The sequence below is a fragment of the Desulfobulbus rhabdoformis genome, from assembly GCF_016919065.1.
Classification (GTDB): domain Bacteria; phylum Desulfobacterota; class Desulfobulbia; order Desulfobulbales; family Desulfobulbaceae; genus Desulfobulbus; species Desulfobulbus rhabdoformis.
In genome coordinates this window covers 111127-133374 of sequence record NZ_JAFFQA010000011.1, presented here as the reverse complement: position 1 = coordinate 133374, position 22248 = coordinate 111127, and the positions used below count along the sequence as shown (strand labels likewise).

The following is a 22248-nucleotide window of genomic DNA, read 5'->3' as shown; positions in this document are numbered from 1 at the left end:
ATGTGACGCTGGTTTGATGATGACAGTGGCTACACTGGTAGGAATTTCTTGATGTTATGAAACTGTATTCTCTACTCGAACATTCAGGGCAAACGAAGCCATCGGGCCACCTTGTTTTGATCAGGGCATCGATACATGCATCTTCGGATCCAAATTTGGTCTGCCATTCCAAAAGAGACATTTGCGGCATTTTCATGACAAGACCTCCAGTTTTTGATTAACCTTTTGATCTTGCAACTAATATAAGCATTTACTGAGAATTGTTCAGAGCCATATATACTTTTTCACCAGTTCAGGGGCTACCTGTGCCTTGACCCTGAACATTAGTTTTTGACGTTCAATAGCTGTCTCGACAGTTTTTGGCGTGAATTGGGCCACATCTGAAACATAGGAAATATGAGCCGGAATCACATACTGTGGCGCAGGATCAAGCACGAGCCGCACCTCAGTTCCGATGGCGATCTGCCCCGCGGCACGAGTGGGGAGAAAAAAAGTCATATAGATATCGGCAAGATCGATCATATTCAAGACATGCCCCCCGGCAGCAATGACTTCTCCTGCCTGAGCCACACGATATTGAACACGCCCAGTACGCGCCGCTTTCAAGACGGCATCATCTATATTTGCTTTAATGCGCAGCAGGGTTGCATGCACAGCTTCAACATTGGACTCGGCGCCAATAACCTGGGAGCGGGCTGTTGCAATGGCAGCTTCAACCGCCTTAACTTCTGCCTTGGACGCATGCAGCAGAGCCTGTGCTTCCAGATAATCCGAACGGTCATCTTCAACCCGCTGCACTGAAATAGCTCTCTTGTCTGCAAGGGATTCTGAGCGAGCCAGACGTTTTTTCGCCAGTTCCATCTTTGCCTGACGTTGGGCAACCGTTGCCATGGCAGCATCTTTTTCAGACAATCGCTGGGCCACCTGATAGCGGGCTGTTTCAATGGCATTTTCCGCCTGGCGCAGTAAGGCCTCCGCTTCTTTTCTCTGTGCATCGAGGATCGAGGTATCCATGCGTGCCAAAACCTGGCCAGAGGTAACGAAGTCGCCTTCATCCACCAGAATTTCTTCTATTCTCCCGGCTGATTTAGCGGCGATGTCGATCTCTACAGCTTCAATACGTCCATTCCCGCTAGCTAGGAATTCCTCCCCGTCATCACGACCAGCGTATATCCAAATACTCGCCGCGGCCCCAACAAAGATTACTGTCAATACAACCCAAAACAAGACGCTACCATGCTTCTTCATATCTCACCAATATATGTATTGAGAGAATAAACAACGGAGTGTAGATCCTTTTACTGACAAATAACTGATTAATGTCAATATCTCATCACCTGCTCTTTGCAGTATTGGCAAAAAAGAGGTAAAGAGAATCGTATTTGTTAGCTGGAAAAAGATATTTATCTTTTGTATAAAATGTATTTCATCAAACTAAAAGGAAAAAAGCCCTTTCCTTTTCAGATAGGGTTTATGCATCACTCTGTGCACAGATATCTTATGCAAGAAGAAGAACTGAAAGCCTATTGGAAAACCGTGGTTGATACTATTCAGGAGGGGGTCATGATCGTTGACCTGAACGGTTCAATCGTGGCGGTGAATCAGGCGCTCACTGAACTCACCGGTTTCCAGGCCAGCGAACTCATTGGCCAGTCCTGCGCCACTCTGAACTGCGCCACCTGTCGGGCCAAACGCGACCTGGAGGGCCACCACTGGTGCTCCCTCTTTGACCAAGGGCGCATGAACAAGCAGCGCTGTGCGGTCCTGCGCAAGAACGGGCGTTACGTCCAGGTGCTGAAAAATGCCTCTGTACTGCGCAACCAGGCGGGCGAGGTGATCGGTGGTGTGGAGACCCTCACGGATATCAGTGGTCTGCTGGAGCGGGATACCGCCATTGAGGCCTTTCGTCGGGAACTGAGCGGACGAGACACCTTCAATGGCATGGTTGGCCGCTCCGCAGCCATGCAGCGGGTCTACGACCTGCTGGACAATGCCGCGGATTCCGATGCACCCCTGGCCATCTACGGGGAGTCAGGGACCGGCAAAGAGCTGGCAGCCCGGGCGGTCCACGAACGGGGAAAACGGCGTGACCAGCCTTATATCAAGGTCAACTGCGCAGCCCTTAATGAAGCCCTGCTGGAAAGTGAACTTTTCGGCCATGTGCGCGGCGCCTTTACCGGGGCACACCAGGGACGCACCGGGCGTTTTGAAGCGGCCAACGGTGGCAGCCTCTTTTTGGATGAAATTGGCGATCTGCCTATGGTGACCCAGGTGAAACTGTTACGGGTCCTGGAAGAAAAAGTGATTGAGCGGGTAGGCGATAACCAGCCCGTTAATGTGGATGTGCGCATCATCACCGCCACCAACCGGAACCTGGAAGCCATGGTCGCCGAGGGGACTTTTCGCCAGGATCTCTTCTACCGCATCAACGTCATCCCGGTCACGATTCCTCCTCTGCGGGAACGCATTGAAGATGTGCCTCTGCTGGCCGAGTCTTTTTTTCGTACCCTCCAACTGAAAAGCGGTAAAAATATCGGCAGCATCTCCCGCAAGGCCATGGATGTGCTGATGGCCTACTCCTGGCCGGGGAACGTGCGTGAACTTCGCTCCACCTTTGAATATGCCTTTGTCACCTGTCAGAAAGACTCGATTGGCCCCGAAGATCTGCCGTCCAGCCTTTCCCTGACTACACGGCCCCTAAGCAGAAGGCAATCACCGCAGCTCACTTCCCGCACTCCGAAGAACAAGGACCAGCGCAAAAAAGAGGCCCTGATCATGGCCCTGCATGAAGCTGACGGAAATCAGAGCCGGGCGGCCGAGATCCTTGGGGTTTCGCGGGTCACGGTCTGGAATCAAATGAAACGCTATGGGCTCAAGACGGTGCGGGAGGTGAAAGAGTAGAGCGCCCATTTCCCCATGAATCCGTGACGGAGGCAGGTCAATGAACAGCAGATTCACTCGAATAAACTAAGATTTATTCATAATCACACTTCTTGTTCAGCTTCATCCGCCGTTCTTTGGCGATTCTCTTTTTCCTCGGGAATATGAGGAACACGGATTTCAAACATTACCCCGCCTTCAACGCGATTCGCACAGGTAATGCTCCCCTTGTGCACTTTAACCACCAGGTTATGAGCAAAGGCGAGCCCCTGCCCCGTCCCTTTGCCGACCTTCTTGGTCGTAAAAAAGGGTTTGAAGATTTCGTTTACCTTATTCTCGTCAACACCGGTGCCGTTATCCATAACCCAGAGAACAATCTCTTTTTCACTCTCCTGGGTACGAATTTCAATCAATCCCGGGCCAGGCGTGCTTGCCTGCCGCTCTTCAATGGCATGGGCACAGTTGACAATAAGATTGATAACCATCTGAATCCAGGAATCGGGATTACAGCGGAACGGGGCTAAGTCAGGATCAAGATCGACGTTCAGTTCGGCAACATACTTCCATTCATTTTTGGCGATTGTTACCGCATTTTCAATAGCCCGGTTCAGGTTTGCAACCGTACTCGTCCCCTCGCCGGGATGGCTCAGCTCTTTCATCGATTGAACGATCTTGATAATCTGATGAACTCCCTGCAGGGTCTCTGCAAGACTGCTGGGCAACTCCTCCTGATAATAACTCAAGTCATATTTTTCCTGTAATACGAGCAGTTTGTTTTTTGCCTGCTGCCAATCGATCTCCTCATCCCGTCCACACAGTTCCTCCTCGTCCCTGAGATAAGCAAAGACGTCCTCTATGGCCTCGCCAAAAAAGGTGACATTGGTCTCAATATACTGAACCGGGGTTCGCAGCTCATGGGCTACACCGGCAGCCAACTGACCGATTGCCTCAAATTTTTGGGTTTCGATCATGCGCTGCTCGTGGAGCAACTGCTCCGAGATATCTCGAAACACAACCACAGCTCCAAAAATCTCATCATTTTTCTCAAGGGGAGCCGCATGAATCTGCACAGGGAAACAGCTCCCGTCTTTACTGCAGTACCTGCCCTCCTCCTCATAGGGACCTCCCTTTTTCAGCATTAAACAGAGGGGGCAATCATCTTCCGGCAAGACCTCCCCGTCGGCTGTTTTGTGAATGAGTTGATGAATAGATTTGCCCAGCAACTCGTCTGCTGAATACCCGAGCATCTTTTCAACGGCAACGTTGACAAAAGTGGTGTGCCCGTTTTGATCGACACCGAAAATACCTTCGCTTACTGATTGCAAAATCAACTCGTTACGGTCGGCCAGCTCCCTGGCAAGGCTTTCCGAGGTTTTCTTTTCCTCCAAAAGTATTTTTGTGGATTCATGAGCTTGCCGCACCTCTGCGGTACGTTCAGCAACCTTTTCCTCCAAATGAGTATTGAGCTCACTCAACGCATTGCGGGAGGATTCAAGCTCATTTTGAATTTGTTTTAGGCGACGATTATTGACAACCAGAAACAGGGTAAGCCCTCCCAGAGGGAGCAGAACAAGCATGGCCCCCCCAATTATTTGCAAAACCATGCGGGAATGGATGTGCTCATCCCGCTGGAGCCGGACCCACTTATTATAGATCTGATTGTGCTCTTTTTGACTTACTCCGGCTAACACCTTGTTGATAATGGCCACCACCTGAGGAAGGCGCGGATCGATCCCGATACGGTGCTCAAAATTAAACTCCGTTTTCCCCGCAATTTTAACATCGCAGTTATGTTTATTCATATTGTAGCTGACAACGGCCAGATGGCCGATAAAGGCATCAATATCACCCTTGCTCAGCAATTTCAGGCCAGAGGAGACATTCGCCGTTTCGACCAGATGAATATCGGGGTAGTTTGTTTGAAGAAAATGGGCGCTGGTATAGCCCTTACCCGCGCCCACTCTTTTTCCTGAGAGCTGACTGGTTTCACTTATAAAATCACCATTGGAACGAGTAACTATGACCAGAGGAAAGACGGCAAAAGGGTCGGTATAAAGAAAGGGACGGCCTATTCTGTCTTCTTTGGCCAGCGCAGGAATGAGTTCAATTTTTTGCTGCAGATAGCTATCAAGAACATCCTGCCAGGAAGGACCAGTGGGGACAAATTTCAGTTGCAGACCGCTCTGCTCTTGAATCAGCTGCAGATAGTCGGCAATCAGACCTTGATAGGGCGGATAGGAGTCGATATCGGAAAGGGGTTTCCAGTTGACTTCGCTGTAGCGGATTACCTGGCCGCTCTCGATAAACGCTTTTTCTTCTTGGGTGAAAAGAGGATCAACGGCGAAACTCTGCGTGACACAGGCGTTATGTAAGATAAGAAGGACGACAAGACAATAAAAGAGGGCGGTACATTTCCTGAAAGAGGATACCGAATGACGCCAATATCGTGAAAACGCAGAAACCATACAGCCTCCTGGTCAAAGCTCACGGGTTCAGGTAACAGGCTAGCTGTTCACAGACAGAGGACAGGGAGATTCTTGGATGGGCACGCGAAAACGTTTTTAGGAGAAGAAAAACGTGATTCTCTAAGCAGCACAATAATCTGAGGGAATCAGCCTCTTAAGGGAATTTTGAATAATTGCTTTTTCTGCCAATCCCGGCGTCATGCTTAAAATTTTATCCTCGGAATATCACACATATGCCTGCGGTAAAATTTTGCGCAATCCTTGGCCTTGATTGAAAAATCTAATTATTCAAGACACCCTTAAGTCGCTCTACGCAGTAAATGCACACCGAAGAATCCTCTATTAGATCTTCTAAAGCGTATCACAGGAATAGTCCCGGGGCCAGTTGCGGGAGTTTTTTTTGGAGAGAAAATGAGGTAAAAATTGCTGCGGATAAAGAGGCACAATACAGCAAAACGAGTGCAGTCTGTTTGCCATGCAACGGTGTAAGCGTAGACTCCAGGTAAGCGCAGACTCCGAAAAGACCGTTTCTGGATGGCCCCTACCTAGCTGCCAGCGGGTTTATCCCAGCAAACCGCGAGAAAGGCGCCAGTCTCCAGATTCTGCTCCATGCCCTGCTGCTCGAGCACCTCTACCCTGTCGATGGCTTCCTGCCGGGTAAAATGGATGGCTGTCTTGGTCTCGCAGGTATAGGGAATCAACGCCTGCATTTCTTTAGGGGAGCGAAAGGTGACCTGTTCAAAGAGGGAGTGTCCATGGCTCGCAACCTTCTGCAAGCGCTGCTTTGCCCAAGGGCTGAGACTGTTGAGCGAGGTGACGACCACCCTTCCCCCCGGCTTCACCACGCGGTTGAGTTCTCTAATTGCCGTTGCTCCATCCGCAACGAACTCGATCGCGGTCATGGAAAACACACGATCAAAACTGTTGTCACCGAAGGGGAGCGCGCACATATCCGCACAGAGCCCGGAAAATTGTTTACCACCACGGTCAACGGCACGATGCAACATGGAAGCGGAGAGATCAACACCTGTTACCTGAGCCCCAGATTTCAGCACATCGTCTGTAAAGATACCGGTACCACAGCCCACATCAAGAATATGTTCTCCGGGGAGGGGCTCAAGAAATTTCAGTAAAAGCTCGGCTTCGTACCAACGCACCAGCTGACCCATGGGCGTGGCAAACCAGGTATCGTATTTATCCGTCCAGGAATCAAAAAGAGCAGTGGCCATGATCTATGCCTCTGGATAAATTTTATCTGACTCACGTGACAGACAAGGTAAAGCTGTTCAGCCCACCCGCTGTCATAAATACAAGTTTCATGGGTGCAAAGCCAAAACCTGAATCAGTGACGATGCATGATTACTGAACAGCGTAGAATACTCACGGATTCAGGCGAAACTCTGCACGAATAAGGCTCCCCTAACGCGACAAGGTTCTACTCTATTTCAGGTAAAAATCCGAGCAGATTTCTTTGCAGCTCTCTTTCTTTTCCCCGTAGGTCCCCTCCAAAAAAAAAGGCGAAACAGCTCAGGGGCTGATTCGCCAGTTTTTCAGTACACGACAGATGACAGAGTTCTTCAGCGGGTACGCCGCCCTTCTCCCTTCATCTCGATAACCGCTGACAACGGTTTTTACTGAAAAAGGAAGCCTAGGTTTTTATTGTTTCCTGGGTGGTTAACGAACTTTAACCGGTTTGCAGAGATGCTCTGCGTCTGGAGCCATGCCGCCACATGCCTCACAGCTATACTGCATATCCGGTCTCCGCTCTTCACAAACTTGATCCGTTGCCGTGGCACAAAAATTCGCATCAAGCTCTTCGCTGGTTGGGTTGCACAACTGACTTGCATCGTATGATCTTGAGCCGCAATTTACACATGTATATTTCATGGAAACACTCCTGATCTTCATCCATTCAAGAAGATCCGCTCTTCATGCGCACCTTCTGTTGTTATGAGGGTTACTATAGTCTCATGCCTCCTTATGTCAATAATGATAATTCATATTATTTTATCAACACCCACTGACAGATCAAAAAACAATCGTTATATTAAAGAGTAAGGATACAACAACGAATGCAGCCGTTGTGATCTCCCCATTTAAGAGCCTGCAAAAAAACAGGAGGTCTATTATGACCAACCTGAATCTGAACGGAAAAAATATCCGAGTCGATGACAAAGGGTATCTTGTTGATACAGGGATGTGGAACGAAGATGTGGCTCAGGCGCTGGCTCAAAGAGAAGGCATTGACTCTCTCAGCAAGGGCCAGTTGGAGATTGTTCGCCAATTGCGAGAGTATTATGCCACCTACAAGGTCTTTCCCATCTTAGACAACATTTGCCGGATTGCGCATCACCCTGACAAATGCGTTCACAATCAATTCATCAACCCTGAAAAAGCCTGGAAAATTGCAGGATTGCCCGAACAGAACGGTGTCCATTTTGTCACTATGGATGGCTCGCATTACTTTATGGAGCCCTACTGTTGAGTTCAACGACTCGACAGGTATCTGTGAACACCAACGAAAGGGAGGTTCTCTATGTCCTATTACGATAAACAGGAACTTTGCACCCAAATCACCACGCTCTATCCCGATATTGGCGAGTGTGGCAGCGATATCACTGTTGCCTATGATGAGCAAGAGAAGGCTTGGGTCGTGCACCTCAAAGACGGTCCCCACTCCCTGGACCATTTTCTGGAACAAATCGATGCAGACTCGTGCATGGACGGAAAACAGTGCATTGGACTGGGGCTGGATATCGCTCAGCTGAAGAAGAACCTGCACGGCAAGCAGTTCTAAAATGGCCCGACCTGCTCTGCAAAATAATGGAGTGTCCGCCCATGATTCCCGCCTAAGGCTCCCCCCTGTTGCGAGGGCGACAGGGGGGACGAATTCTATATTTAAATTTGGTTTAATTTTTTGCCGCGCTGTTGACTAATCAATGGAAAGAGTTACCATTTCCATTCAGAGTCATAAGAACACACTGAAAAACAATCATTTCAAGGAGGAGACTATGAGTACGCCACAAAACGACCAGACAGTCTGTCCGACCTGCATGGGAAAGAAAGTAATCAGTGGTGTCTGCGAAACAAGTTCGGAATGGGATGGGATCAAAACCCCGGACCAGGAAGAATGCACGTCTGATAGTGATTGCTCCGGTCAGGTCTGTACCCCTGACACGCAATGCCCGACCTGCAAAGGAACAGGCTACGTTTGATCCGGACGTTCACAGCCCGTCTTTCGTCGCTCTCGGGGTCTTGAACGAAGACTCCACCTTTGTCCTTCTACAAAAAACAAGCTTAGATTCAGCGTAACTTGCTCAGGAGCTTGCTGGAGCAGAGAAATCGTCAGCATCGTGGTCCGCACAAATGCATGATTGATTTCTCTGCGTCTCATCCCACTGTTCTTCTTTGGGAATGAAGCAGACCTGCACGGTTCTTGTCTTCTTCATAAGGTGTATATCCCAAAATTCAAGACACTGTGCCGGTTGTGCTTTCCAGATGGCCCTAGGCTCCAACCATCGCTATGTTGTCTCTTGCCAAGCGATCCTTCCCGTTTGCCTCTTTCTTTCGCTTGCCAGTAGAGAGAACGAATCTTTACCTCTTCCAGGCTGGGTGCATTTCTTGGCGCCCCACCCTGTATCCTGAAAGCTGTGCACTTCTAACAAGGAAATTTCCATGACCAATCGACCATCGCTCCAAGTGAACCTGATGTTTGGAGGAGAAGCCGGTCAAGGGCTCCAAACCCTGGGGCTTGTCCTGGCTCGTGCGTTACGTGGCGGCGGACTGCATGTATTTGCCGTGAACGAATTTATGTCCCGCATTCGAGGAGGCAGCAATTCCCTCGTACTCCGGGCCGCAGACAGCCCTGTCCGCTCGCCTTCCGACCGGATCGACTGCTGCGTCCTGCTTGACAGTGACGCTCTCCCCAGACTTGCAGACCGTCTAGGCGAGGAGAGCCTGCTTGTTGGTGACCCCGCCCTTTTCTCTTCCGAACAGGGGGTAACGCCACTTCCATTAAAGGAACTCTCAAAACAGGCTGGCGGCGCGGTCTTTGGGAACAGTATCGTCTGTGGTTTTATCCTGCGGATGCTCGGTTGGGAGCTTGCGCCCCTGAACACTGCACTTGCACACACGTTTTCTGATGCGCAAATCCAGGAAAAAAATAGGCGCGCGGCCCAACTCGGCTGGGAGTATGCCGAAAATCTCGCAGGCCGCTTTCCCCTCCCCCTTGATCAACAGGCCCATAACCGCCTTCTTCTGGACGGTTCGCAGGTAGTGGCTCTGGGCGCGGTGGCAGGCGGCTGTAATTTTATCTCCTCCTATCCCATGTCACCGGCAACCGGAGTTCTCATCCACCTTGCCCGGCTGGCAGCCGACCACGGAATAGTGGTGGAGCAGGCAGAAGACGAGATCAGTGCGGTCAATATGGGGATCGGCGCCTGGTATGCCGGAGCCAGGGCGCTGGTCAGCACCTCGGGAGGAGGTTTTGACCTGATGGGCGAGGGCTTGAGCCTCGCCGGGATCATGGAACTCCCGCTGGTCATCCACATCGCCCAACGGCCTGGCCCGGGAACAGGACTCCCCACACGGACCGAGCAGGGAGACCTTGAGATCGCCCGCTATTCGGGCCATGGGGAATATCCACGGGCCATTCTGGCCCCCGGCTCCCCAGAGGAAGCCTACGACTGTGCCCGCCACGCCTTTACCATGGCCGATGCCAGCCAGTCGCCGGTCCTGTTGCTCACAGACCAGTATCTGCTCGATTCTCTCTATGACATCGAAACTCTGCCGCTCCCACACGAACCGCCGAAATCGGAAATCGTTGCGACCGAGGCCAATTACGAACGCTACGCTGCCAGTGCAACCGGCCTTTCCCCCCGTGGTGTCCCTGGACTCGGCCAGGGATTTGTCTGTGTCGACAGCGACGAGCACGATGCCCAGGGCAGAATCACCGAGGATTTTGACACCAGAGTCGCCATGGTTGACAAGCGCATGGCCAAAGGCAGACTTCTGGAAACCAGCCTTGCGCTGCCCCCCCGTTTGTACGGCCCGCAACTCTATCACACCCTGCTCATCTCCTGGGGATCGACCGGCCCGACAATAGAGGAAGCGCTGAAACAGCTTGCCCTGCCCGAGGTCGCCTTGCTGCACTGTACGCAGGTCTATCCGCTGCCGCAGGAGATGGCTGCCTATCTGGAACGCGCCAAGCGCATCATTGTGGTCGAGAATAACGCCACAGGTCAGTTTGCTCGGCTGCTTCGAGCGGAGACCGGCTGCACCATCGACGATCAGTGGCTCAAGTACAACGGTTTGGCGTTTAGTGTTGAGGAAATTATTGCGTCTCTGCGCAAGGAGGGAGGGAATGAGTGAGCATGTCTGGGTAAAAAACGACTGTGATATTGCCTGGTGTCCTGGATGCGGGAACCATGGGATTCTCAATATCCTGGGCAAGACGCTCGCCGCATTGCAGCTACCCCCGCAGACCACAGTGCTGGTCTCTGGGATTGGCCAGGCGGCGAAAATCCCCCAGTACTGCAACACCCATTTCTTTAATGGTCTCCATGGTCGGGCTTTACCGCCGGCCACCGCCATCAAGGCCAGTAATCCCGGCTTGACCGTGATCGCAGAAAGTGGGGACGGTGATATGTACGGCGAGGGTGGCAATCATTTTCTTCATTGCATCCGCCGAAACCCCAATATCACCAACATCGTCCACAACAACATGGTCTACGGTCTCACCAAAGGACAGGCATCTCCCACCAGCCAACAGGGATTCACCACCCCACTGCAGATCGATGGCGTGGTGGCCGAGCCTTTTAATCCCTTGACCGTGGCTATAGCGCTGAAAGCATCCTTTGTGGCCCGGGCCTATGTGGGCAATCCCGAGCAGACCCAGGCTATTCTTCAAGCGGCCATCAAACACAAAGGGTACGCGCTGGTGGATATTCTCCAGCCCTGCGTCACCTTTAACAAACACAACACCTACCAGTGGTTTAAGGAGCACACCCAGTCTCTGCCCGAAGACCATGACCCCACAGATCAGCTCCAGGCCTTTGCCCGGGCCGGAGAAGCAGAACAACTTTATCTGGGGATTTTTTACCGGCAGGAAAAGCCCGTCTTTGAAGAACAGCTCGTCGCCTACCAAGCGGACAAACGCCCGCTCTTTCAACGGCAGCTCGACCCCGACAAGTTGGCTGCAAGTATGCAGGCTATGGGGTAAGAAATAGAGGGATATCGGTGAGCTACAGGCTCACTGCTTCAGTGCTCGGGCAATGGGAATATCCGCAGGCGACAACCGGTATTGCAGCAGTTCCTCCACAGGAACCCAGCAGAGCTGATCATGGACTGTAGGGCATAACCTCCCCGAAACAATGGCTGCCTTCATTGCCACCAGATGAATTGCACCGTGCTCGTAGCGGTGGTCACTGGTGGCAAGGATAGCGCCAACGCTGATTTCCACGTTTAGCTCTTCGGCAATTTCCCGACACAGGCAGGCTGCAAGTGTTTCCCCCGGCTCCAGCTTCCCTCCGGGAAATTCCCAGTACCCTGCCTGCTTTTCTCCGGAAGCTCGTCGGGCAAGCAGGACTTTCCCGCCCCTGTAGATAATGGCCGCAGTGACGGTTTTCATACCCCGCAAGCCACCGTTTACTCGGTGAATCCCTTCTCGGCCATACGCTCTTTTTGGGTAAAAAGAGCCATGCCGGTTTTCATACGCCGAAACCCTAGAGATGTGTAAAAAGCCTCTTTGCCCGGCGCCGCGTACAAGATCACATTACACTGCGGCAACTTCTCCAGCAGGCTGTGAACGATCAGAGAACCAATCCCCTGTCCTTGATATTCGGGCAACACGGCCACATCGTATAGCGCGGCCTGGTACACTCCATCAGAGAGCGCTCGACCAAAACCAATCATCTCGCCCTTGTGCAAAACAAAGACCGTGGCAAAACTTGCAGCAAAGGCCCTTTGATGCTCCATTGGCGTGAAGTACGCCATGCCAACCCGTCTCAGGATATCGGCAACCAGGGAGTAATCGATTGGTTGCCCGTCATAACTCATCTCAATATCAAGCATAATTCTCCTTTTCTCCATTGGCGTCAGGCTCGACGACGACTATCCTGAGCGACTCCAGTCACCGTTAAAGGCGTCCGGCCCATCACCGCAACCAAGAATACGTAGCTTGGTGTCTGACTCGGCAAGGCTGAACATCGCCCTGTATTCAGCTTCCGAACGCCCCCAGGGGATGACGCTTTCCAATGCAAAGCTCATGATCAGATTCCCTGAACTTCGACAGCCACATCATAGAGCGTACTTCCCCGCCCACGATCAGTCAGCCGCTGCTCCATGAGGGTGTTGATCCCCGAAGTCCCGGGGAGGAACTGCCGCCACCACACCCCTTCGCTGACCACGGTACCGGCCTTGGTGTGCTCACTTATTTTCAGCTTGAGCTGGACCCGTCCCAATCGGTTGCGCACCTCGACCCGCTGGCCATCGAACAAATTCCGGTCCCTGGCGTCAACAGGGTGCATCAGCAGATGCATACACTGCTGCTTTTCCCGCAGGTCTTTTTGCTCATAAAAGCTTGAGTTCAGCGCATACCGACTGGGGGCGGACTGCAAGCGCAACGGTAAGCCATCCTCTTCGGCATGGGTGGGCAGCACTCGGGGCAACGGTTCAGCTTCTCGTGTATTGAGGATTTCAATCTTCCCCGAGGGCGTCTGCCAGCGCTGTTTTCCATTGTCTGGCGGAGTAAGGAGAATGGGCGCCCCCGTACGCAGCGCTGAGGCTTGCTCATGATCATGCCAGCTGTTTTCCTCTGCCAGAAGCTGCCCCAACAAATCTTGTGCAGATTGAGAAAAAAATGGATCAGTGAGCCCCATTCCTTGGGCCAGGAGCGCAAAAACCTCCCAGTTTGATTTGGCCTCACCCACCGGCGGGATAGCCGCATACCCGGCCTGCGCAGTATAACTGCCATAGGATCGGTAGAGATCATCGTGTTCAAGGGAGGTGGTCGCCGGTAAAACGATATCTGCATAACAGGCGGTATCAGTGAGAAACCGCTCATGGACAACGGTAAAAAGATCCCCCCGCATCAAGCCCTGCAGCACCGCGCTCTGATCCGGAGCAATGGATGCGGGATTGGAATGATAGACATAAAGCGATCTGATTGGAGGATCCACAAGCGTATTCAGGGCATCTCCGAGCTGATTCATATTGATCAGTCGACTCGACGGGGGAGAAAGATCCTCACGGGTAACAAGGTGGGTTGGAAAGGCGGCACCGGTCGAGGTCCCGAGAAAGATACCGCCCCCCTCCTCTTGCCAGGCCCCTGTCAGGGCTGGCAGGCAGGTGATGGTACGCACGGTCATGCCGCCATTCCCATAGCGGCTGAGCCCGCTGCCCAGACGAATAAAGGGGGCACGCGCGTTCCCGTACTGCTGGGCCAACGCTTCGATCTGCCCCACCTCCAGGCCACAGCGGGCCGCCATTTTATCCGGGGAGCATTCGGGCAGGATCTTCTGGGCCAACTCTTCAAAGCCAAGGACATTCTCCGCTATAAAATCGCGGTTTATGTGTTCGTCACGAACCAGAATGTGCATGATGGCCAGGGCCAGCGCACCATCGGAACCCGGCTTCACCAACAAAACCTCATCGGCTATTTCTGCCGTGGGCGTATGATAGGTGTCAATGACAACAATTTTTGCCCCATTTTTTCGGGCGGCGAGAGCATTCTGCAAGCCGTGAATCGAGGTGGCCGCCGCATTAATGCCCCACAAAATAACCAGATCACTCTTTTCTATCTCACCTGGCTGCATGGCAGGCGTTGCCCCCATCACCATGTTCCAGCCAGCACTTTTCGCTGCCGAACAGATTGTGCGATCAAGGCGGGAAGCACCGATGGTATAAAAAAAGGCATGGCCGGCATTGCGCTGCACAAGCCCCATGGTCCCGGCGTAGGAGTAGGGCAAGATGGATTCAGGACCACAGGTCGCGATCAACTGCTGCCATTGGCTGCAAATATATTTGATCGCCTCCGGCCAACTGATGGGAGCAAACTCGCCCTTCCCTTTTTCGCCTATGCGCACCAGTGGCTTGGTCAGCCGCTGGGGTGAATGCACCGTTTTCTCATAATGACGCATCTTGGGACAGAGAAACCCCTGGGTTACCGGGTGCTCAGGATCTCCAGTTACCTCGACAACTCGATCATTTGCAGTGGTTACCAGGAGTCCGCATGTATCGGGACAGTCATACGGACAGGCAGATCGAAAGGTGACCATGGTCGGACGGCTCCTTGGAAAAAACAAAGGTTGTGGTCAATGCGGAAGATACACAATACGCCTGAAAGCGTACCCTTATCGGTTTGATAGCTCTCGCCTCTTTACATAAGCAGTGTTAAAACAAAGTCCTGAACAAAGGGAAAGGAAAATTCGATGACCGGAGAAAGGACGGAAGCAGATTTCCTTTCAGGGCATGGACGAATTCATTTTACAGAGGAAACTATGCGCTATACCACAGCAGAGCCCGGACGCATCTTTGTCCTGCGTCTGGAAGACGGTGATATTGTTCACGAAGTGATTGAACAATTTGCCGATGAGCACAATATTGAGGCAGCTTCACTCATTGCAGTCGGCGGAGCGGATGATGGAAGTCGGCTGGTGGTGGGACCAGGCGAGGATCGTGGCCTTCCCCTTGAGATCATGAAAGAAACGCTTCATCATGTGCATGAAATTGCTGGCACCGGCACCCTGTTTCGTGACGCCGAGGGCACGCCGCTTGTCCACATGCACATGGCCTGCGGACGCAACACCCAGACGATAACCGGCTGTATTCGCGAAGGAGTACGGGTCTGGCACGTGATGGAGGTCGTGGTTCAGGAGTTGAAAAACTGCAGTGCACGCCGCGTTGTAGAAGAGCCTCTGGGCCTCAAACTGCTGCAGCCTTAGCCCCTTTTAGGCATGGGCAAAGGTATAGGTGTTTTTGCCACTGTCTTTTGAGCGGTACATGGCCCGATCCGCTAAATTGACCAGCGTTTCTACATTATCGCAGTCTTCGGGAAACAGGGCAATCCCTACACTCACGCCAACACGTACGCTGCCAACGCTCAGATCAATGCTTTGACTGAGTTCATTGATCACGCGGCGGGCAAAGGTATCGAGTTCTCCGACATTACGCAGATTCGCATACAAAATGGCAAACTCATCGCCCCCGAGTCTGTCCACCGTGTCGGAACGTCTGCAGATGCTTTGTAAACGCTGAGCCACCGTGGCAAGAAGCTGATCGCCCACATCATGCCCATGAGAGTCATTAACCAGTTTAAAGCCATCCAGGTCAAGATAGAGCAGGGCAAATTGTGATCTGTAGCGCCTGCTGTGCTCAGCCATCATGGTCAAACGATCAAAGAAGAGAACCCGGTTGGGTAGCTTGGTGAGTTGATCAAAGAGTGCCAGTTCTTTGAGCTGTTTCTGGTAGACCCGGCGCTTGGCAGCAGCAAAGGCGACCGCCCAGGATCCGGACAGAACCAGCAGCAGGCCACTGGCTCCTATAATGAAATATTTGGTCGCCAGGATCTTATCCGCCTTTTCCAGGTCGCTGTGGGAAAGAAAGGACACCATATGCCAGTGATACTCTTTGCCTGCAAACTGTTTTCGGCTCTGCGCAAAGGGATGGGCCGCTCCACCACTTGAGCGATAGTACTCCGACTGTGCCGGATAGACGGTCTCAAATGTGTAGATCCCCTGAGCGGTCCGAATCTGTCCCTTGGTCTGGCTGCGGATTGCTTCCCAAGCCTCTGCATCAAAAGCCCCGATCCGGTGTGCGGGCTGGTTCAATATAAATCCCCACTCTTTCTGCGCATCAGGGGCGAGCAGCCAGTAGCCATCACTATTGAGCAGCATCGCCTTACCCCTCGCAATAAAAGCTGAGTTACGGATCTGTTCCAGAAGCTTCTCACCTAAATAATTCACCAGGACAATCCCCGCCCTGTTCCCCTGCGCGTCAAAAATTGGAGTTCCAATCCGTATGATGGGCTTATACGGTTTTTCGATCTCGCCATGCTCGATGTTCAGATCAAAGGGAGAAAGAAAGATCTCTCCTTGCTTTAACTGGTTACAAGCCAAAAAATAATATCGTTTTGCCTTATTTTGCAGTTGACCCGCTGCAACAATCCGAGGCCCATCCACAGTGTTATTGACGCGAATAAGCTCCTTGCCGGCTGCATTCAAATAACGGATCTGGTCATAGTCAGTATGGTTGCGTGCAAACGCCAGGTACTCAGCCCCAGCCTGGTCAAGCAAATTGCTCTCTTGACTTTGCAAGTAACCCGTGAGTTCATTTTGCTGACTCAGGAAAAGAACATCCCCCAAAATAACCGCAAAGGAGTCATGAATGACGTGGTGCTGCAGACTGACCGAATAACGTTCGACTTCCTCTAATCTCTCAAGCTTGTATCCCTTTTCAGTGGAATACAGCACAAAGAGGATCCCGTTTAAGACCGCAGAGGCTGCAAAAAAAAGAAAGAGGAAGAGACGAAGCACCTTACCCAATATCGGTATTTTTTTCCATACTCTCGAGAAACCATGCAGCTATTCCTATGCAATCAAACGAGGAGAACACAGCCTCACGGGGACAGCCCCTGCATTCACCCGAATTTTTGTTTTTTTTATCTCTGTATTGTGAGAAAGAACAGCACCGAAAGTCAAAATATTTATCAATGATGCAGAAATGGAGCCTTAGGCAGACGTCCTCCATTTTCCTTGTCGAGTTCTCATTTTCAGGCATGTGCAGGTCACGATCCAAAAACACAATTTACCAACGCTCAACACTTTTAGCATTACCTAACTATCGAAAATCAGGACAATCCCTTCACATGCGAGGACCACAACGAAGCGTTCATTGAACTTGACATGGTCCCAAATTTTTGCTTTCGTGGGTGTATGCAGGAATCATTCTCCCATATCATTCACTGCTGTCTTTATCCTACAGATGCCTTTTCCAATACCACCGTACCCGGCATCTCGGGCTGCTCCGGCCCACAAGTTTGTCCCATTGCGCTTCATCTTGTTTTCTCCCCCACGTCAACAGACGGCGGGCCTACTCAAAAACACCAGAACCTGTCTCTTTCATTTACTTTTTTGTTTTCTTAGATTGGCAACACAGTTCATTCAGAGTTGAAACCATACGGCAGATACTTCTTTAGCTTCAGGGAAACCCAACATGATACGAGCATTCACTCTCCTTCTGTGCGGTACTCTTGCAGGTCTTGGTATAGCGCTGGTTGGAGCCGAAATGATTGAACGTACCTCAGGAGTGGAATTCTGCTCCTCCTGTCACTCCATGCAGGGGGTGGCCCAGGCATATCAGCAGGACGTTCACGGCGGCAACAACAAACTCGGTATCAAAGTCCACTGTGCCGACTGCCACCTGCCCCATGAAGACGTCGGTTTCTATGTCCAGGCTAAGGCGTACAACGGGATCAAGGATGTGCTGGGAGAGATTTTCTGGGTCGAGGATGTCGACTGGATAGGCAACCTGGAGCATCGGGAATCATTCACCTATGATTCGGGTTGTCGCAAATGCCACCATCTTGATGCGTTCCGTCACGAAATCCCCAAAGCCTATCTTGCCCACAAGGACTACAAAATGGGCATTGTCAAATCCTGTGTCCATTGCCACAAGCACGTAGGTCATACCAACATCAAGAAATACCTCAACAAACAGCAGCTATAGGAGGAGGAAAATGCGTATACTACTCGCGGTGATCTTCGCTGTCGGGTCGGTTGCCCCAGCACTCGCCCTGGACAGCCCCGTCAAGACCCTCAAGGTCGAGCGCGGCCTGAGCGCGGAAGGGCAGAAATGTGTGGAATGCCATGCCGAGAAACATCCCGGTATCGTTGCCGATTGGGCTGACAGTCGCCATGGCCATGTCGGCGTTTCCTGCATCGACTGCCACAGTGTTGACCCGGGCTCCCCTATGGCGGCACAGAACTGTCCCGGCGTCAAAGGAACAGAAATCTACGTAACCTCTATGGTAACCCCCGACACCTGTGGTCGCTGCCACGCCAAAGAGGTGAAAGAGTTCAGCATGAGCGGCCACTATCGTGGCAGCCTGCAGTACAACGTTCCCGAAGGTCGCAACTACAAAAGCATGACAGCCCTGATCGAGAAACACGAAGGCCAGGGCATGGAAAAATTCAAACGCGCCGCGGAAATGACGGGCTGTATGCAGTGTCATGGCTCCAAAATTTCCATGGGTCCGGATAAACGCCCGACCAAAGAGAGCTGGCCAGCAGCCGGAGTCGGTACCATCTGGCCCGACGGCACGGTGGGCAACTGCGTGGTCTGCCATACCCGTCATCGTTTCAGCATTGCCGAGGCGCGTCAGCCTGCTGCCTGTGCCTCCTGCCATCTTGGTCCGGACCATCCCGACATCGAGATCTTCAACAACAGCAAGCATGGGCACATTTACGCCTCCGAAGGCGATGAATGGAACTATGAGACAGCTCCGGATGCCTGGGAGCCAAGTGATTACCGCGCTCCGACCTGTGCGGTCTGTCATATGAGCGGTATTGGCGAGCTGACCACCACTCATAATATTTCCGAGCGGTTGAAATGGAACCTCTGGGCCAAAACCTCCAAGGTCCGCAACTCACCCGATCCGCTGAGCATGCTGACCGGTGACGGCATCGAGGGGCGCAAGAAGATGACTCAAGTCTGCAACAACTGCCACAGCACGCTGCATACCGAGAACTTCTTTGGGCAGGCCGACTCCCATATCGAGCTCTATAACGAGGGCTACTTTGCTCCGGCAGAGGCCATGCGCAAAGAGCTCGCTGAGAAAAAACTGCTCAAAGCCAACCCCTGGGATGACGAATTCCAGATTGTCTACTACCATCTCTGGCACCATCAGGGACGCCGCATGCGTCAGGGTGCAGCCATGGCCGGGCCGGACTATGCCCACTGGCATGGTGTCTTCGAGTTGCAGCAGGATCTCTACAAACTCAAGCGCATCTACAAAAAACGTCTTGAATCAGGACAAATCGAAGACTGATCCATCAAAATGAACAAGGGAGCAGCCTCGCTGCTCCCTTTCTTTTTCTGCTGCACAGACCCCTTTTTACTCCTCGTTCTTTCGTTGTACGCCAACCGGCCAGACCCAAAAGGTGGAATCCGGTTTGTAGCCCACCCCCAAAGCTCCTTTGTCCGTATAGAGAACCCAGGCCCAATCCGGCTCAAAAGCACTTGTGGTTGCGGCCCAGTACCCTTCCTGTAAATCCCAAAAGGGATGGTTGCTCGGCAGTGCCGGAGAGTGTTGCCCACAATCAACCAGCGATGCCAATTCATTGATGGTGGGGAGATACCAGTCAATGCTCAAATGTGCATGCCGCTCATTCCACTCCTGGACCGCAACATAAGCCTGTTCCCAGGGGATCGGTCCGGCAGTCGCGTTTGCCTGCGCTGCCCAGACAAGCCCTGTGAGATGATCGATCACCAAGTCATCCTGAGGGGTAAAGCGTGGTTCAGGCCAGGGGCGTCCCAGATGAATGTCTCCATCCTGGCCCGTTTGAGCGCAGGCAATAGGCAGCCCTTGGCTATCATAACAGCGCTGCTGCCCGGTTGCGGCAAGCACGCCCTTGCCTTTTCCGCGAACCGGCCAGAAGAGATAGGCCTGATCTTTACGTCCATAAAACATACGCGCCCCTTCTAACTGCACAGCCCAGGCATAGGCAGGATTGATCGCGGCAGTAGTTGAACTCCAGTACCAGCCAAGAAAAATATCGACAAAGGGGTGTCCAGGGGGCAATGCGGGGTTCTTGCTGCCGTAACAGAGGAGACTGTGCAACTCATTTCGGTTGGGCAGCCGCCAATCTTCATAGCCGCCGTACCTTTCCCGGTTTAGCTCGGCAACCTGCAAGAAGGCTTCATTCCAGGTACAGGGAAATCCCCCGATATTGACACTTCTCGTCCAGAAGAGTCCGCTCAGATGGTCCTGGACCACCTTATCCTGAGTTGTAAAGCGGGGGTCAGGCCAAATAAGCCCCCGACCAAAGGCTGCGTCCTGTCCTGTCCCCATGCAGGGCAGTTCTACTCCATTTTGGTTATAACAGTGTTTCTGTCCGGTTTGTAGAATGTGTCGCATAGTCGCCCCATATTTGTGTTCTGGGCATCTTGAATAATTGCTTTTTCTGCCAATCCCTGCGTCATACGCAAAATTTTATCCTCGGAGGTAAGCGAAGACTCCGATATCAACTATATGCCTGCGGTAAAATTTTACGCAATCCTCGGAGTCTGGCGCTTACCTGGCCTTGATTGAAAAATCTAATTATTCAAGACACCCTTCTGTAATGTAAAACACTAGGGAGACTCGACCGGGAGAGCAAGGTTTCAGGCGTGCATAAGGGGAGCGGGCAGGGGAAAGGACAAAGCGACAATCTCTACGATCTATTGTCCTTACGTTCTACTGCAGGGACAATAGATCGTTGATGTATTAAGGGGAAGGCGGAATCGTCCACGAGAGGGTTCAAACAGAAATGGATTACTTCTCCTGCCAAACAGGGCTCCGTTTCTCTCGAAAGGCGTTGACGCCTTCTTTGGCATCTTCCGTGGAGCAGAGGCGGGCGAACGCCTCGTTCATGAAATCAAAGGCTTTGTGGTAGTCGAAGTCTTCAGCCGTATAGTAGGCTTTTTTGGCGATCTGCATGGCAATCGGACTTTTGACGGCCAAGGTCTGCGCCCATTTTCTGGTTTCCTGGTCGAGTTCCTCATCAGGAACCACCCGATTGATCAGCCCCAGGCGGGCGGCCTCTTCAGCCTGAACAAACTCACCGAAAAAAAGCATCTCCAATGCTTTTTTTCGACCGACCGAGCGGGCAACCGCTACAACAGGACCTATACAGTTCAGCCCGACATTGATGGCTGTCAACCCCATTCGGGCCTTGGTTCCGGCAATGGCAAGGTCGGCTGCTGCAACCAACCCAGCCCCATTAGCCGCTGCAACCCCGCTGACCTGGGCAATAACCGGTTTACTCATTCGACTGATCGAGACCAGAGGTGCCTCCATGGACTCAACCCAGCTGCGGAGTTCCTGGGTCGAATGGCCTTCGATATAGCTCACATCAATGCCGGCACAAAAGGCCTTGCCCTCCCCTTTCAGCACAATCACCCGAACTTTGGAATCGACTTCCATCTCCCAGAGAGCCCGATCCAACTCCCAGGCAAGTCCAAGTGTGAACGTATTCAACTGGTTGGGACGATTCAGGATGATTTCTCCCACATAATCATCTCCAACGTTGACAATGATGTTATCGTATCCCATGACCAACTCCTCCGTTTTGGTGTTGTCTGAATGGTTTGATATTTCAGACTCTGTAAGACATTCACAGGGAACGCCGCCAATACTGGTTTGCTGGTACTGCCGATACTGCTCTCATTACGAGCAGGGGGGCTACTACGCTGTGGCTAACAAAGAGCTTCTATAAAGAAGAAGAAATAACAAGCAATTAACTCAACAAAAAAGTACAACAGAAACCGTCTTCCCACAAGGGGAAAACTCAGTCGGCAAGCCTGTACCCCCTCGATTCCATACAGGCGTGGAGCTCAATCGTGTAGCGATCAATGTGCTCCAAATCATGACTCTGCCCCCAGTTGGGCGCCTGCTCTCTTGATGTCTGCCGCCGACAGGAAGCCATATCCGCTGCAAATCCGGCCTCGGTGATCCCTGGCTTGGTCCAGCGCTGGGGCCCACCACATCCCCAAACAAGACAGCCTGCGATGGCGCCCAAGATAACTCCTTTCCAAAAATTCCTTCTCCTCATTAACATCGACACCTCCGTTTGTTCTTTGTCTCTTGAGAAAAGCGCAACTTCTTCGCCACCCAGACTTCTTTTTTTTATTCTCTTACGAAGAACAA

At 52.1% G+C, this 22248-nt stretch carries 22 protein-coding genes; 9 read left to right on the top strand and 13 right to left on the bottom strand.

Going from position 1 to position 22248, the window contains the following annotated elements; all coding sequences use genetic code 11:
- Both JWJ90_RS08175 and JWJ90_RS08170 read right to left on the bottom strand, forming a co-directional pair.
- On the bottom strand, positions 1–196 hold a 196-nt coding region (locus JWJ90_RS08175; RefSeq protein WP_205226721.1), incomplete at its 3' end, for a transposase.
- A 68-nt stretch (positions 197–264) separates the two neighbouring features.
- Entirely contained in the window at positions 265–1248 is a 984-nt protein-coding gene (locus JWJ90_RS08170) for an HlyD family secretion protein (protein ID WP_240194820.1), read from the bottom strand.
- Positions 1249–1500: 252 nt separating this feature from the next.
- On the opposite strand from JWJ90_RS08170, the gene JWJ90_RS08165 reads away from it, so the two are divergent.
- The gene (locus tag JWJ90_RS08165) at positions 1501–2901 is read left to right on the top strand and encodes a sigma-54 interaction domain-containing protein (RefSeq protein WP_205226720.1); all 1401 of its coding nucleotides are present in this window, start codon (positions 1501–1503) and stop codon (positions 2899–2901) included.
- Positions 2902–2984: 83 nt separating this feature from the next.
- Here JWJ90_RS08165 and JWJ90_RS08160 read toward each other — a convergent pair whose 3' ends face one another.
- The 3 genes from JWJ90_RS08160 to JWJ90_RS08150 form a co-directional block, all read right to left on the bottom strand.
- Positions 2985–5345 carry a PAS domain S-box protein gene (locus JWJ90_RS08160; RefSeq protein WP_205226719.1) on the bottom strand — a complete coding sequence of 787 codons (2361 nt, stop codon included), beginning with the start codon at positions 5343–5345 and terminating at the stop codon, positions 2985–2987.
- 545 nt (positions 5346–5890) lie between these two features.
- Entirely contained in the window at positions 5891–6574 is a 684-nt protein-coding gene (locus tag JWJ90_RS08155) for a class I SAM-dependent methyltransferase (protein ID WP_205226718.1), read from the bottom strand.
- Positions 6575–7019: 445 nt separating this feature from the next.
- Positions 7020–7232, bottom strand: a complete 213-nt coding sequence (locus JWJ90_RS08150) for a hypothetical protein (RefSeq protein ID WP_205226717.1) — start codon at positions 7230–7232, stop codon at positions 7020–7022.
- A gap of 241 nt (positions 7233–7473) precedes the next feature.
- Between JWJ90_RS08150 and JWJ90_RS08145 the strand changes: the two genes are divergently transcribed.
- The 5 genes from JWJ90_RS08145 to JWJ90_RS08125 all read left to right on the top strand — a co-directional run bounded on the left by JWJ90_RS08145 (position 7474) and on the right by JWJ90_RS08125 (position 11565).
- A complete protein-coding gene (locus JWJ90_RS08145) occupies positions 7474–7830 on the top strand; it encodes a TusE/DsrC/DsvC family sulfur relay protein (protein ID WP_205226716.1) in 357 nt (118 codons plus the stop codon).
- 51 nt (positions 7831–7881) lie between these two features.
- Positions 7882–8142, top strand: a complete 261-nt coding sequence (locus JWJ90_RS08140; RefSeq protein ID WP_205226715.1) for a hypothetical protein — start codon at positions 7882–7884, stop codon at positions 8140–8142.
- A gap of 214 nt (positions 8143–8356) precedes the next feature.
- Positions 8357–8560: an ankyrin gene (locus JWJ90_RS08135; RefSeq protein WP_205226714.1), complete on the top strand. Its 204-nt coding sequence runs from the start codon at positions 8357–8359 to the stop codon at positions 8558–8560.
- Positions 8561–9020: 460 nt separating this feature from the next.
- Positions 9021–10715 carry a 2-oxoacid:acceptor oxidoreductase subunit alpha gene (locus JWJ90_RS08130; protein ID WP_205226713.1) on the top strand — a complete coding sequence of 565 codons (1695 nt, stop codon included), beginning with the start codon at positions 9021–9023 and terminating at the stop codon, positions 10713–10715.
- Entirely contained in the window at positions 10708–11565 is an 858-nt protein-coding gene (locus JWJ90_RS08125; protein ID WP_205226712.1) for a thiamine pyrophosphate-dependent enzyme, read from the top strand. The genes JWJ90_RS08130 and JWJ90_RS08125 overlap by 8 nt, the downstream gene beginning before the upstream one ends.
- Positions 11566–11595: 30 nt before the next feature.
- On the opposite strand, the gene JWJ90_RS08120 is transcribed toward JWJ90_RS08125, so the two are convergent.
- Genes JWJ90_RS08120 through JWJ90_RS08105 form a run of 4 tightly spaced genes read right to left on the bottom strand, consistent with a single transcriptional unit; the run spans position 11596 to position 14620 of the window.
- Positions 11596–11973, bottom strand: coding sequence for a (deoxy)nucleoside triphosphate pyrophosphohydrolase (locus JWJ90_RS08120; RefSeq protein ID WP_205226711.1), 378 nt, complete (start codon positions 11971–11973; stop codon positions 11596–11598).
- A 17-nt stretch (positions 11974–11990) separates the two neighbouring features.
- Positions 11991–12416 carry a GNAT family N-acetyltransferase gene (locus tag JWJ90_RS08115; protein ID WP_205226710.1) on the bottom strand — a complete coding sequence of 142 codons (426 nt, stop codon included), beginning with the start codon at positions 12414–12416 and terminating at the stop codon, positions 11991–11993.
- 39 nt (positions 12417–12455) lie between these two features.
- Positions 12456–12611, bottom strand: a complete 156-nt coding sequence (locus tag JWJ90_RS08110) for a hypothetical protein (protein ID WP_205226709.1) — start codon at positions 12609–12611, stop codon at positions 12456–12458.
- 2 nt (positions 12612–12613) lie between these two features.
- Positions 12614–14620, bottom strand: coding sequence for a molybdopterin oxidoreductase family protein (locus JWJ90_RS08105; RefSeq protein WP_205226708.1), 2007 nt, complete (start codon positions 14618–14620; stop codon positions 12614–12616).
- A 222-nt stretch (positions 14621–14842) separates the two neighbouring features.
- Here JWJ90_RS08105 and JWJ90_RS08100 point away from each other — a divergent pair, with 222 nt between their 5' ends.
- Positions 14843–15286, top strand: coding sequence for a PPC domain-containing DNA-binding protein (locus JWJ90_RS08100; protein WP_205226723.1), 444 nt, complete (start codon positions 14843–14845; stop codon positions 15284–15286).
- Positions 15287–15292: 6 nt separating this feature from the next.
- Here JWJ90_RS08100 and JWJ90_RS08095 read toward each other — a convergent pair whose 3' ends face one another.
- Positions 15293–16813: a diguanylate cyclase domain-containing protein gene (locus JWJ90_RS08095; protein ID WP_205226707.1), complete on the bottom strand. Its 1521-nt coding sequence runs from the start codon at positions 16811–16813 to the stop codon at positions 15293–15295.
- 742 nt (positions 16814–17555) lie between these two features.
- On the opposite strand from JWJ90_RS08095, the gene JWJ90_RS08090 reads away from it, so the two are divergent.
- Both JWJ90_RS08090 and JWJ90_RS08085 read left to right on the top strand, forming a co-directional pair.
- On the top strand, positions 17556–18068 hold the full coding sequence (locus JWJ90_RS08090) for a cytochrome c3 family protein (protein WP_205226706.1): 513 nt from the start codon (positions 17556–17558) through the stop codon (positions 18066–18068).
- 10 nt (positions 18069–18078) lie between these two features.
- Positions 18079–19389: a multiheme c-type cytochrome gene (locus JWJ90_RS08085; RefSeq protein ID WP_205226705.1), complete on the top strand. Its 1311-nt coding sequence runs from the start codon at positions 18079–18081 to the stop codon at positions 19387–19389.
- A 66-nt stretch (positions 19390–19455) separates the two neighbouring features.
- Here the strand turns inward: JWJ90_RS08085 and JWJ90_RS08080 are convergent, their stop codons facing one another.
- The 3 genes from JWJ90_RS08080 to JWJ90_RS08070 form a co-directional block, all read right to left on the bottom strand.
- Positions 19456–20478 (bottom strand): Lcl C-terminal domain-containing protein, encoded by a 1023-nt coding sequence (locus JWJ90_RS08080; protein WP_205226704.1) that lies wholly within the window; start codon positions 20476–20478, stop codon positions 19456–19458.
- Between the two features lie 396 nt (positions 20479–20874).
- Entirely contained in the window at positions 20875–21654 is a 780-nt protein-coding gene (locus JWJ90_RS08075; protein WP_205226703.1) for an enoyl-CoA hydratase/isomerase family protein, read from the bottom strand.
- Positions 21655–21889: 235 nt separating this feature from the next.
- Positions 21890–22120, bottom strand: coding sequence for a hypothetical protein (locus JWJ90_RS08070; RefSeq protein WP_205226702.1), 231 nt, complete (start codon positions 22118–22120; stop codon positions 21890–21892).
- Positions 22121–22248: the final 128 nt, after the last annotated feature.